The organism is Alphaproteobacteria bacterium HT1-32 (genome assembly GCA_009649675.1).
In the GTDB taxonomy this organism is placed as follows: Bacteria; Pseudomonadota; Alphaproteobacteria; order Rhodospirillales; family HT1-32; genus HT1-32.
In genome coordinates, this window is record WJPL01000003.1 from 487,437 (window position 1) to 499,583 (window position 12,147).

Here is a 12,147-nt window from a genome sequence, read left to right on the forward strand (position 1 = left end):
CTATTGCCTGCGCTCCGGTTCATCAAGCCCCGCCCCTGTTTCAGGTCCTCGCATCCATGTCGAACAGGCGTCGGTGTTCATCGATTGCGAACCGGTCGGTCATCCCGGCGATATAGTCCGCGACGGCAATTGCCGTCTGCTCGGTGCCCGGTCCGGCAGTTTTCCGCCGCCAGTCCGGTGGCAGGGTGTTCGGTTCATCAAGAAACAGCCTGAACAGTTCCTGCACCAGTCGCCGTGCCTTCGATGCCATCCGGTTCACCCGGTAGTGGCGATACATGTAATCGAACAGAAATTTCTTCAGCGCCCGGTCCTGTTCGGCAAAATCATCGGAGAAAGCGACAACCGGATGATCCAACGCCCGGATATCCTCGACAGATTTCGGATTCGCGTCAGCCAGCCTCCGCCCGGTCTCCTCCAGCAGATTATGAACCATCAGGCCAATCAGATCGCGCACGGCCTCCGAAATCATCCGGCTTTCATCAAGATCCGGAAACCGCCGGCGAAGGTCATGGAACACCGGACCAACCAGCGGCACATCATCAAGATCGGAAATTTCAAACAGCTCTGCCCGCAGACCATCCTCGATATCGTGATTATTGTAGGCGATATCATCGGACAGAGCTGCAATCTGGGCTTCTGCCCCCGCATAGGTTTCCAGTTCCAGATCGTGACGGGCGTTATATTCAGCAAAAGCCCGCGGCAGAACGACATTCTCGCCCGGCGCCAGCAGAGGGCCATTATGCTTGGCCAGTCCTTCAAGCGTTTCCCAGGTCAGGTTGAGACCATCAAACCCGGCATATTTCTCTTCAAGCTTGGTGACAATCCGAAGGCTCTGGCCGTTATGGTCAAACCCGCCGAAGGGCTTCATCACATCGTTCATGCCCGCTTCACCGGCATGGCCGAAAGGGGTGTGACCAAGGTCATGGGCCAGCGCCAGTGCTTCCGCGAGGTCTTCATTCAGGCCAAGTGCACGGGCCGACGAACAGGCAATCTGCGCGACTTCCAGGCTATGTGTCAGGCGGGTCCGGTAATTATCACCTTCGTGATAGACGAAAACCTGCGTCTTGTATTGCAGCCTGCGAAAGGCGGCGGCATGGATAATCCGGTCGCGGTCTCGCTGATGCGGGCCCCGCGTGGTGCTTTCCGGTTCATCAATAAGACGCCCCCGGGTTTTCAGGGGGTCGGTGGCGTAGGGTTTCAGATCAATCAAGCCGCTCTCCGGCGTTCAAGGGGATTTGACAACGTCATGTCACCCCTTACATAAGGCGTATCTGTTACGATATGGTATAGTCACCAGTCACAATACCCGGCATCGGAGACAAAAATGCCCGACGGAACGACCCTCACCGACCGCGCGCTCACCATCAGCCAGAGCGCTGCAAAGCATGTTCAGAAGCTGATCGCCAGTGAAGGCGACGATAATCTGATGCTGCGCATCGCCGTATCCGGCGGCGGATGCTCAGGCTTTCAGTACGGTTTCAGCCTTGATACCGACACCGGTCAGGATGACCTGATCTTTGAAGGTCATGGCGCAAAGGTCGTGATTGATGACATGTCCCTCGACCTGCTCGCCGGGTCCGAGGTTGATTATGTCGAAGATCTGATCGGCTCCTACTTCTCGATCAAGAACCCGAACGCCTCATCGACCTGCGGCTGCGGTTCAAGCTTCGCCGTCTGATAAAACCTGAATCAATCTCCGCCGCCCTGATACGGGTTCAGAACAAGGGCGGCGATTTCTCATGTTTCAGAAGTCTGCCGCAAATCCCGCGGACAGGTTATGGCGAAGCGCTGTCGCCCATGCTAACACCGTCTGATATCCTGACGGTTCAGCAGCGGAGACACCCTTTTGACCAAGATTGCCACCTTCAACGTCAACTCGCTCCGTGCGCGACTGCCGAACATTCTGGAATGGCTGAAGGAATCGGCACCCGATATCGCCCTGCTTCAGGAAATCAAAGCCACCGAGGAAACATTCCCCCGGATGGAGATTGAGGAACTCGGCTACAATATCGAGATTGTTGGCCAGAAAAGCTATAACGGCGTTGCCATCTTCTCAAAGCAGCCAATCGACGTGCTGCACCGCGCCCTGCCCGGCGATGACGGGGATGATCAGGCACGTTATCTTGAAGCAAATATCGGCGACCTTATCGTCGCAACCATCTACCTGCCGAACGGTAACCCGTCCGACGGCCCGAAGTTTGATTACAAACTGGGCTGGATGGACCGGCTGACAGCCCATGCGCGTGAACTGCTGGCGACAGAAAGCGCATTTGTGCTCGCCGGGGATTACAACATCTGTCCGCAGGATGAAGACTGCTACAGTCCGGAACGTTTCGCCAATGATGCGCTGTGCCGTCCGGAAAGCCGGGCACGGTTCCGGGAACTCTGCAATCTGGGCCTGACCAATGCCGTCCGCAGCTTCCACAAAGGCCCGCATGTCTACAGCTACTGGGATTATCAGGCCGGTGCCTGGCAGAAAGACAACGGCTTGCTGATTGATCATCTGTTGCTGTCACCTCAGGCCGCCGATCGGCTGGTTGCCGCTGATATCGACCGCAAGCCCCGGGGGCGTGAGAAGGCATCCGATCATACGCCGGTCTGGTGCGAGATCGAATGACCGAAGTCCGCCATACCGGCGGCTGCCTTTGCGGCACCATCCGCTACTCTGCCGTCGCCGAGCCACATAATGTCACCCATTGTCACTGCCGGATGTGTCAGCGGTCTGTCGGGGCGGCAATCGTCACCTGGATGACCTTCCGCTCTGGCGAAGTCACCTTTGCCGGGCGGCTTTCCTATCACCGGTCCAGCGACAAGGGACGAAGGGGATTTTGCCCGGAATGCGGCACCTCCCTGACCTTTACCCATAAAGACCAGCCGGACGAAGTTGATGTTACTGTCACCAGTCTCGACAATCCCGAGACTGTTCAGCCCCTCGATCACATTCACACAGCATCGCAATTCGGCTGGATGAAACCCGGTGATGACCTGCCCCGTTATCCGGGTGCACGCCCTGCCCGGCACGGACATTTCTGATCCATGAGCAATATCTTCACCCGTATCATCGCCGGTGGCCCTGAACGTCACTCAAGACTGCATGATGAGAAAGGCAACCTGACGGCACCGGTTGATCTGCTGCGCGATGTGCCCGGCGCCCTGTTGCGAACGGTCGCAGAGAAGTTTGGCTATAAAGGCAGCGCGTTGCCCTGGTGGCCCGCACCGGTGATCCGGGTGGTTGCCGGCCTGATAAAACCGGACTGGCAGGTTCTGGAATTCGGCTCCGGCCGGTCAACGCTCTGGCTGGCAGAGCATGCCGGCCACGTCACTGCGATGGAAGATCATCCGGAATGGTACAAACGTGTAACCACCGAGATTCTCAGCCGCAACATTACCAATGTCGATTACCGGTTCGCCAGGGATATGGACCGCTATTCAGTGCCGGAGGGGTTGCCCGCAGCCAGCATCGACTTTGCGATTATTGACGGCAGCGTTCGCTCCCGCTGTCTGCAGACAGCCTTTGACCTGATCAGACCGGGTGGCCTTATCTATCTCGACGATTCAGACAAGGACATGACAATTCCCGACGGCGACACCCGAAAATGTGACGCCATGCTGGAAGTTGCAGGATCTGAAGGTAAGGGAGAGATACGCTGCTTTACCGGGTTCGCGCCGCAGCAGGCCTTTGCGAAACAGGGCACCTTGTTTTTCGTGTCCGGCGACTGAACGTCAGATCAATCCGAACACCGCGTCGTATAAGTCTTTCATTGTCCCCGGACGACCGATAGCTCGGCCGCCCGGAACAACGGAAACAGATAATCTGCGTCAGATATCTGCGTAGACGTGCTTTTCAGCCTTCGCACCGGGATGGGTCAAAGCCCCCTTCTCGGCGGAGCCAACGGTCTGGGCATATTTCCACAGGGCACCTGACTGATAGTCAGTTTCCCGCGGCTTCCATTCCTTGCGGCGTTCGGCTAGTTCTTCATCGGTCAGATCAACCTCGATCGTGCCCTCGGCTGCATCGATGGTGATCATGTCGCCATTCTTCAGCAGGCCAATCGGGCCGCCGACAGCGGCTTCCGGTCCGACATGGCCGATACAGAATCCACGTGTCGCACCCGAGAAACGACCATCAGTGATGAGAGCCACCTTGTCGCCAACGCCCTGACCATAGAGAGCCGCCGTCGTTGCCAGCATTTCGCGCATGCCGGGACCACCCTTCGGTCCTTCATAACGAATGACAAAGACACAGCCTTCCTTGTAGGTCCGCTTGTCGACGGCTTCGAAGGCTTCTTCCTCGGAATCGAACACCAGCGCCGGGCCGGTGAATTTGAGATTGGTCATGCCCGCAACCTTAACAATCGCCCCTTCCGGAGCCAAATTGCCGCGCAGGCCAACAACACCACCGGTCTTGGTGATCGGGTTCGAGGTCGGGCGAACGATATCCTGATCCTGCGGGAAACTGATATTTTCCAGATTTTCAGCGATTGTCTTGCCATTCACGGTCAGGCAATCCCCATGCAGGAAGCCGCCTTCCAGCAGCGCCTTGAGGATCACCTGCACACCACCGATCTCGTACAGATCCTTGGCGACATATTTTCCGCCCGGCTTCAGGTCGGCGATGTAAGGCGTCTTCTTGAAGATTTCGGCTACATCATGAAGATCGAATTCAATGCCGGCTTCCGCGGCCATCGCCGGCAGATGAAGCCCGGCATTGGTTGAGCCACCGGAAGCAGCAACCAGTGTCGCAGCATTCTCCAGTGACTTGCGGGTAACGATATCACGCGGGCGAATTCCCTTTGCCAGCGCATGCATGACTTCCTGTCCGGAAAGTTCGCAGAGCGCATCGCGGCTTTCATAGGGTGCCGGTGCACCGGACGATCCCGGCAGCGCGAGGCCAATGGCCTCGGATACGCAGGCCATGGTGTTGGCTGTGAACTGGCCACCACAGGAACCGGCAGACGGGCAGGCAACGCATTCCAGTGCATGCAGATCATCGTCCGACATGTTACCGGCGGAATGCTGGCCAACCGCTTCAAACACATCCTGTACCGTCACATCCTTGCCATTGAAACGGCCCGGAAGGATTGAGCCGCCATAGATGAAGATGCTCGGCACGTTCAGGCGGATCATCGACATCATCATGCCCGGCAGTGATTTATCACAGCCGGCAATACCAACCATCGCATCATAGCAGTGGCCGCGCATGGTCAGTTCCACGGAATCAGCAATCACATCGCGGCTGACCAGCGATGATTTCATCCCCTGATGCCCCATCGCGATACCATCGGTAACGGTAATGGTGCAGAATTCCCGGGGTGTACCACCCATCGCCTTCACGCCAAGCTTCACAGCCTGCGCCTGTCTGCTCAGTGCGATATTGCAGGGGGCTGCTTCGTTCCAGCAGGTGGCAACGCCGATAAACGGCTGCGCAATTTCTTCCGCCGTCATCCCCATCGCATAATAATAGGACCGATGCGGCGCGCGCTCCGGTCCGACCGACACGTGCCGGCTCGGCAGTTTCGATTTGTCGAACACCGGTTTCACCTTATCGTAGGGCATGACGTTTCCTCTGTTGTAGCTTTGCGTTATCGCGAAAATTCGCAGGAACAATAATCAAGCAACAGGCGCTTGGCGAGGCCGTAAGAGCCTAAATTATCGAGATTGTTCAGGTGAGTCGAAATTGCCGGGCAGTATCTGCCCACCGCAAATCATTCCCTGTAACACATGAAAGCAAACTCAAGTAATACAGGGACTTAACTTTGGCCCGGTTCTTGAAAGCCTTCGTCTCAGATGATGTGGGGTATAACAAGCGGGAGAAATGGCAATGCAGGCCGTTTCAAGAGCCATGAATGAAAACGAACCGGCCCGGCCGGACCTGATGCCGAAATCAATGGATGAAAAGGTGCTCGAAATCCTGCGCATCCTGCGGGATCACGGGATTCAGGTAAATCCGATCGCCGTGATTGATAACGAAGGCAATGACCGGAGCTGAATCCGGGCGTCGCCAGAACTGCTGCACTTCCGTCATGCTGCAAACCCATGTCATCCCGGGCAGCCCCGGGATGACATGAGCAGACAGATAACAATCAGGTTTTGTTAAAGCCCGGCAATCCGCTCCAGAGCTTCCTGAACTTTCTCACGCTGAACAATTGCCGCATCCCGTTTGGTCTGCTGTTCCGCGACGACTTCCGCCGGTGCGCGTGATGTGAAGTTTTCATTATTCAGCTTCTTGTCGAAACGATCGATTTCGCCATCAAGGCGGGAAATCTCCTTCTCCAGACGGGACTGCTCGCCCGAGATATCGATCACTTCTGCAACAGGCAGCATATAAGTCGCCTCATCGACAACCTGCTGTACGGCACCCTGCGGGGCTTCTGTCACCGAAGAATCCACGCTTTCAAGGCGTGCCAGCCGCTGCAACGGCTCAGCCAGCTGTTCCAGACGGCGCAGGCTGGTTTCTGATGCATCCTTGACCAGAAGCGGAATCTTCGCACCCGGCTTGATGTTCATTTCAGACCGAACACCGCGAATCGCGCTGATCACCCTGATGACCCATTCAACATCATCAATAGCCGCCGCATCCACCATACTGTCCGGATATTCAGGCCACTGCTGACTCATCAGGGCTTCACGCCCCTCTCCCATCGAAGACCACAGTTCCGAGGTGATGAACGGCATGACCGGATGCAACAGAAGAAGAATCTGATCCAGGGCCCAGGCAGCCGTTGCCTGACATTCGGCTTTTTCAGGGCTGTCATCACCCTGCAGAACCGGCTTGATCAGTTCCAGATACCAGTCACAGAAATTGTGCCAGGCAAAATGATACACCGTGTCGGCAATATCGTTGAAGCGATAGGCGGCGACAGCACGATTCACCTGTGCCGTTGTCCGAACGACCTCGCTGATGATCCAGCGATTAACTGTTTGCGTCACCTCTGCCGGTCTGAATCCTTCGACATTCCGGCACTCGTTCATCTGGCAGAATCTGGCCGCGTTCCAGAGCTTCGTGGAAAAATTACGATATCCTTCGACGCGTTTCTCGGACAGTTTCACATCCCGCCCCTGCACTTCCATGGTGCAGAGCGTGAAACGAAGGGCATCCGCGCCATATTTATCGATCAGGCTCAGCGGATCGATGACATTGCCTTTCGACTTCGACATCTTCTGGCCGTTCTCGTCACGGACCAGTCCATGCAGATAGACCGTATGGAACGGCTCTGTCCCCATAAACTCGATACCCATCATCATCATCCGGGCAACCCAGAAGAACAGGATGTCGAATCCGGTCACCAGCACGTCCGTCGGATAGAAACGGTCCAGTTCCGGCGTCTGTTCCGGCCAGCCCAGTGTGCTGAATGGCCAGAGCGCCGACGAGAACCAGGTATCGAGAACATCGGTGTCCTGCGACAGTTCGACATCCCGTCCGAAATGCGCCGCAGCCGCTTCCAGGGCCGCTTCTTCGGTTTCCTCGACGAAAATCGTGCCGTCTTCTGCATACCAGGCGGGAATCCGATGTCCCCACCAGATCTGACGCGAGATACACCAGGGCTGAATGTTGCGCATCCAGTCGTAATAGGTTGCTTCCCACTGCTTCGGGACAATCTTCGTGCGGCCCTGCTCAACAGCTTCAATCGCCGGCCTGGCCAGCACTTCGGCATTCACGAACCACTGATCTGTCAGCCAGGGCTCTACCGGCACACCGGAGCGATCACCATGGGGCACTGTATGCGGATGCTCGTCGATCTTTTCCAGCAGCCCAAGAGCGTCCATCTCAGCGATGATCTTGTCGCGGGCCACAAACCGATCCAGACCACGATAACCTTCCGGTGCGTCTTCATTCACATGCGCATCCGCATCGAAGATATTGATCATCTCCAGCTTGTGCCGCTTGCCGACCTCAAAATCGTTAAAGTCATGAGCCGGTGTCATTTTCACCGCGCCGGAGCCTTGTTCCGGGTCTGCATAATCATCTCCGACAATCAGCAGACGCTGGCCGGTAATCGGCTGAATGCAGTATTTGCCGATAAGCGACTGATAGCGTTCATCTTCCGGATGAACGGCAACGCCAGTATCCCCCAGCATGGTTTCCGGCCGCGTCGTGGCAACCGTGATGAATTCACCTTCGCGACCTTCAATCGGATAGCGGAAATGCCAGAGCTTTCCGGCGACTTCACGCTGCTCGACTTCCAGATCGGAAATTGCCGTATGCAGTTTCGGATCCCAGTTCACCAGTCGCTTATCGCGATAGATCAGCCCCTTTTTATGGAGGGTAACGAAGACCTTCTTCACGGCATCGGACAGGCCGTCATCCATAGTGAAACGCTCACGCGACCAGTCACAGGACGCACCGAGCCGTCGTAACTGCTGGGTAATGGTTCCGCCGGATTCGGCCTTCCAGTCCCAGACCTTGCTGATGAAAGCATCGCGGCCAAGGTCATGGCGGGTCACTCCCTGCTCACCCAGCTGACGCTCAACCACCATCTGCGTTGCAATTCCCGCATGGTCAGTTCCGGGCTGCCACAGCGTGTTGCGCCCCTGCATGCGATGCACACGGATCAGAACATCCTGCAAGGTGTTGTTCAGGGCATGGCCCATATGCAGGCTGCCGGTGACGTTCGGCGGCGGAATGACGATGGTATAGGGATCCGCATTCGCATTTGTCGTGGCCTTGAACAGGCCGTTGCTTTCCCAATCGGAATAATGCGCGCGCTCGACCTCGTCGGGTCGAAAGGTCTTGTCCAGCATTGCCGGGCGTCCTTGCAATAAAAAACGGAATTGAAGCGCTAGTTCATAACGCCTCAATTCCGTGTTCGCAAAGCCCTTTGGGCTGAAAAGTAATGTGGCCTAGCGACGCTCTGCCCGGTTCACCATCTTCTCGATCTCGGCTTTGACCAGTCGCTCAATCAGATAAGGCAGATTGTGGTCGAGCCATTCCTTGAGATAAGGCCGCAGAGAATCACGAACGATCTCTTCGAGCGTGATACCCGCCCGGCCGACACCGACACCCCGGTCACGGGCCAGTGCATTGCTGAGTTCCGACAAGGCCGCAGTCGATGCAGCAGCGGTCGAGACCCCGATCAGGTCGCTGGTATCCATCTGCGGTTCCGGCTCGACCTGCATGTCTGGCCCAAGCTCCAGAACGTCTTCTTCGGGCTCGGGTTCCGGCTCAAGCAGAAGTTCTTCGAGATCATCCTCAGGCTCAATATCCTGATCCGCCAGTTCAAGAAGATCTTCTTCTTCAACTTCGGGAATCGGCAGCACTTCCTCTTCCGGTTCCTCAACCGGCGGCGGAGGCGGCGGAGGCGGCGGCGGCGGAGGCGGCGGTGGAGGCGGAGGTGGTGGAGGGGGCGGCGGAGGTGGCGGTGGTGGCGGCGGTGGCGCTGCCTCCGCTGCATTCTGCTCTTCCTGCTCGTCTTCGGACAAAATTCTCCGAATAGACGCGAGGATATCCTCCATCGAGGGTTCTTGTTGTGCGTTATCGTCGCTCATCGCGCCGTCTTCCCTAGTCCTTGAAGCACTATACAGAAGGATAGTGCTGATTTATCGGTAAGACAAAATAGAATACAATCAGATTAAGGAAGAATTACCGCAACAGACAGATATCAGGGATATCAATCTTCCTTGATGTCACCGCCAAACCATTTACCACGTACCCGGCGATAATTAGCCATCGGGTCATAAATTTCGACCGGAAGGGCGAGTTCCACCGCCGTCAGAGTACCCATGGCAGCCCGCACCTGAAGGGCAGCAGCCTTCTCATCCCGGACAGCCCGCACCAGATTCACCTGTGAATCGAGCAGTTCCTGCTCCTGATCCAGCACATCCAGAATGGTTCGTGCACCGACAGCATTTTCACGGCGGACACCATCAAGGGCGATGGTGTTGGATTCAATCTGGCTGTTGAATGCCTGAATACGGGCACGGGCAGTAACCAGATCTTCCCAGGCACGTTTGACATCTTCAGCCACATTACGCTTGGCTTCATCAAGTTCCTGACGTCGCTGCCCGGCAACCTGTTTGGCCTCACGAAGGCGGGAATAGACATCCCCTGCCTGATACAACGGCACAGACACATCGGCCCGGACTTCGAGCTCTGTTACTTTGCTGTTGTTATTCGCGGTATCAATGTCCCGCCCCCACTGGCCAACCAGCGACACTTCCGGAAGCAACTCGCCCCGGACCAGTCCGATATTCTCCCGGGCGGCACGTTCAGAGAAATCTGCTGACGCAACCGAAGGATTGGTGCCAAGCGCAATCGCAAGGGCTTCGTCTTCCGTCGCAGGAATACCGCCGATCTCCGGCACCTGTTCCAGCGTCCCCGGCAAATCGCCAACGGCATTCCGGTAAGCGGCGCGGGATTGTTCAAGATTGCCTTCCGCCTGAATACGGTCCGCCGCGGACTGCGCCAGACGCGCTTCTGACTGCGACACATCGGTCCGGGTGATTTCACCAACCGAGAACCGGTCCTGCGCGGCCTGCAACTGACGACGCAGCACCAGTTCGTTGTTCCGGTTCAGGTCAAGCGTCGCAATATCCCGCAGGACATCAAGATAAGCCGTCGCCGCAGCGAGCAGCACATCCTGCTCAGCGTCCGTCAGGTCAGCGCGGGAAGCCAGAACGTTATTTTCGGCCTGCTCCGTTTCACGGACGGTGCGCCAGCCACGAAAAATCGGCTGCTCAATGGTAAAATCCACAGAACGCTCGGTCCGGTTCTGATCATTCGGATTGAAAGAGTTGCTTGTCGCAAACACCCGGCCAACTGAACCATTCAGTTCAACGGTCGGACGCCAGTTCGACAAGGCCTGCGGTACATCTTCATCAGTCCCGCGAACGGCGGCGCGCTGCGCCTGCAATGTCGGATTGGTCATGTAGGCTTTTGCAAGCGCCTCATCAAAGCTCTCGGCAAGTACGGATCCGGATGCGGTCAATGAGAACACAACGGCACTGGCGGCGGCTAAAAGCTTCTGCTTCATGAGAATTAAGACCCTGATTTCCCGATACAGCCCGGCAGGCAGGCAAACAATATGGTTAACGTTTTAAATTTGTACCCCAGCTTACTCAGCGAGGCAACGAATTTTATTCGCTAGTCTTGCCATTACTGTAAGAACAGAAAATTAAGAATTTGCTAACCTTTAAAGACAACTTCAAAAACACAGTTGTCGGGGCGTCAGAATACAAACTCCGGCGTCTTTGCAAATTCCTTCAGCAACGGCACACCGGCATCAAACAGAGTCCGCGCGGTTATGCTGCCTGCATGCTTCTCCCAGATCCGCGCAGCGCCACCGTTCACGCCCTTCATAACGGCAACCATCCGACCACCCTCGCCCAGCTGGGAGAGCAGGCCGGCGGGCTCAACCTCGACCGACCCGTTGATGAAAATCACATCATAGGGTGCCTGTTTGGCATATCCGTCCGCCAGCGCCCCTTCAACAATGACAGCGTTGTCTGCATTCATATCGATCATCGTCTTGGACGCAGCAGCTGCAAAATCCGAATTGCTTTCCAGTCCGACAACGGCGGCAGCGAACCGTCCGATGACAACTGACGAATAACCACTGGCACAGGCGACATCCAGGACCGCGTCAGTCGGCCTTATCTCGGCGGCCTGCAGCAGCCGGGCAAAAACCATCGGCTCCAGCATGTAACGCCCCTCGCCCAGATCAATATCTTCATCAATGTAGGCAATACCCTGACGGGCTTTGGGCAGGAACAACTCACGCGGCACAGAGGCCATTGCATCAATGACGGCGATATCAGTGACCCGGTTCGGGCGAACCTGACTGTCAATCATATTGCGGCGTGCGCGTTCGAAATCCATGGGAAAACTCCGTATTCTTCACACGGTCGCACCGCTGCGACCGCTTGCCCGCTTTGTATAAGGCCAGGCGCGCCCCTGTACAACGCCGTCATGCGGATAATCACAGGCAAATCACGTGGCATTGCTTGACCCCCCTCCCCCTGACGGTCTATATGCTGCGCCTCTAAACCGGATGGCCCGGTAGCAGAGTGGTTATGCAGAGGACTGCAAATCCTTGTACGTCGGTTCGATTCCGGCCCGGGCCTCCAATTTAGACGGGGATAAAATTCCCTCTGGAAACTGCCAGAGTGTTTTGTTATATACCCGCTCCCGCAAGTAAGCGGGGCAGCGTG

Annotated in this window: 11 protein-coding genes and 1 tRNA gene; 6 read left to right on the top strand and 6 right to left on the bottom strand. The window is 56.6% G+C overall.

All coding sequences use genetic code 11. The features are described from left to right. Positions 1–40: 40 nt before the first annotated feature. The gene (locus GH722_17670) at positions 41–1,210 is read right to left on the bottom strand and encodes a deoxyguanosinetriphosphate triphosphohydrolase (GenBank protein MRG73599.1); all 1,170 of its coding nucleotides are present in this window, start codon (positions 1,208–1,210) and stop codon (positions 41–43) included. Between the two features lie 114 nt (positions 1,211–1,324). Between GH722_17670 and erpA the strand changes: the two genes are divergently transcribed. The 4 genes from erpA to GH722_17690 all read left to right on the top strand — a co-directional run bounded on the left by erpA (position 1,325) and on the right by GH722_17690 (position 3,720). Continuing rightward, positions 1,325–1,678, top strand: a complete 354-nt coding sequence (erpA, locus tag GH722_17675) for an iron-sulfur cluster insertion protein ErpA (GenBank protein MRG73600.1) — start codon at positions 1,325–1,327, stop codon at positions 1,676–1,678. A 168-nt stretch (positions 1,679–1,846) separates the two neighbouring features. After that, on the top strand, positions 1,847–2,617 hold the full coding sequence (xth, locus tag GH722_17680) for an exodeoxyribonuclease III (GenBank protein ID MRG73601.1): 771 nt from the start codon (positions 1,847–1,849) through the stop codon (positions 2,615–2,617). Then, positions 2,614–3,033 carry a GFA family protein gene (locus GH722_17685; protein MRG73602.1) on the top strand — a complete coding sequence of 140 codons (420 nt, stop codon included), beginning with the start codon at positions 2,614–2,616 and terminating at the stop codon, positions 3,031–3,033. The genes xth and GH722_17685 overlap by 4 nt, the downstream gene beginning before the upstream one ends. Positions 3,034–3,036: 3 nt before the next feature. Further along, positions 3,037–3,720, top strand: a complete 684-nt coding sequence (locus tag GH722_17690) for a hypothetical protein (GenBank protein ID MRG73603.1) — start codon at positions 3,037–3,039, stop codon at positions 3,718–3,720. Between the two features lie 99 nt (positions 3,721–3,819). Here the strand turns inward: GH722_17690 and ilvD are convergent, their stop codons facing one another. Next, positions 3,820–5,556 carry a dihydroxy-acid dehydratase gene (gene ilvD, locus GH722_17695; protein ID MRG73604.1) on the bottom strand — a complete coding sequence of 579 codons (1,737 nt, stop codon included), beginning with the start codon at positions 5,554–5,556 and terminating at the stop codon, positions 3,820–3,822. A 265-nt stretch (positions 5,557–5,821) separates the two neighbouring features. On the opposite strand from ilvD, the gene GH722_17700 reads away from it, so the two are divergent. Then, positions 5,822–5,989: a hypothetical protein gene (locus GH722_17700; GenBank protein ID MRG73605.1), complete on the top strand. Its 168-nt coding sequence runs from the start codon at positions 5,822–5,824 to the stop codon at positions 5,987–5,989. A gap of 104 nt (positions 5,990–6,093) precedes the next feature. Here the strand turns inward: GH722_17700 and GH722_17705 are convergent, their stop codons facing one another. The 4 genes from GH722_17705 to GH722_17720 all read right to left on the bottom strand — a co-directional run bounded on the left by GH722_17705 (position 6,094) and on the right by GH722_17720 (position 11,815). Next, positions 6,094–8,742 carry a valine--tRNA ligase gene (locus GH722_17705; GenBank protein MRG73606.1) on the bottom strand — a complete coding sequence of 883 codons (2,649 nt, stop codon included), beginning with the start codon at positions 8,740–8,742 and terminating at the stop codon, positions 6,094–6,096. Positions 8,743–8,841: 99 nt separating this feature from the next. Further along, positions 8,842–9,453, bottom strand: coding sequence for a DUF2497 domain-containing protein (locus tag GH722_17710; GenBank protein ID MRG73607.1), 612 nt, complete (start codon positions 9,451–9,453; stop codon positions 8,842–8,844). Positions 9,454–9,608: 155 nt separating this feature from the next. Continuing rightward, positions 9,609–10,970 (bottom strand): TolC family outer membrane protein, encoded by a 1,362-nt coding sequence (locus GH722_17715; GenBank protein ID MRG73608.1) that lies wholly within the window; start codon positions 10,968–10,970, stop codon positions 9,609–9,611. Between the two features lie 194 nt (positions 10,971–11,164). Then, positions 11,165–11,815 (bottom strand): protein-L-isoaspartate O-methyltransferase, encoded by a 651-nt coding sequence (locus tag GH722_17720; protein ID MRG73609.1) that lies wholly within the window; start codon positions 11,813–11,815, stop codon positions 11,165–11,167. Positions 11,816–11,989: 174 nt separating this feature from the next. On the opposite strand from GH722_17720, the gene GH722_17725 reads away from it, so the two are divergent. Beyond that, positions 11,990–12,063: transfer RNA gene (locus GH722_17725), tRNA-Cys, on the top strand. Positions 12,064–12,147: the final 84 nt, after the last annotated feature.

Bases quoted from the DNA above. Each gene is read 5' to 3' on its own strand.
- erpA (MRG73600.1), top strand. From the start codon at position 1,325: ATGCCCGACGGAACGACCCTCACCGACCGCGCGCTCACCATCAGCCAG.
- GH722_17685 (MRG73602.1), top strand. From the start codon at position 2,614: ATGACCGAAGTCCGCCATACCGGCGGCTGCCTTTGCGGCACCATCCGC.
- GH722_17690 (MRG73603.1), top strand. From the start codon at position 3,037: ATGAGCAATATCTTCACCCGTATCATCGCCGGTGGCCCTGAACGTCAC.
- ilvD (MRG73604.1), bottom strand. From the start codon at position 5,556: ATGCCCTACGATAAGGTGAAACCGGTGTTCGACAAATCGAAACTGCCG.
- GH722_17700 (MRG73605.1), top strand. From the start codon at position 5,822: ATGCAGGCCGTTTCAAGAGCCATGAATGAAAACGAACCGGCCCGGCCG.
- GH722_17705 (MRG73606.1), bottom strand. From the start codon at position 8,742: ATGCTGGACAAGACCTTTCGACCCGACGAGGTCGAGCGCGCGCATTAT.
- GH722_17710 (MRG73607.1), bottom strand. From the start codon at position 9,453: ATGGAGGATATCCTCGCGTCTATTCGGAGAATTTTGTCCGAAGACGAG.
- GH722_17715 (MRG73608.1), bottom strand. From the start codon at position 10,970: ATGAAGCAGAAGCTTTTAGCCGCCGCCAGTGCCGTTGTGTTCTCATTG.
- GH722_17720 (MRG73609.1), bottom strand. From the start codon at position 11,815: ATGGATTTCGAACGCGCACGCCGCAATATGATTGACAGTCAGGTTCGC.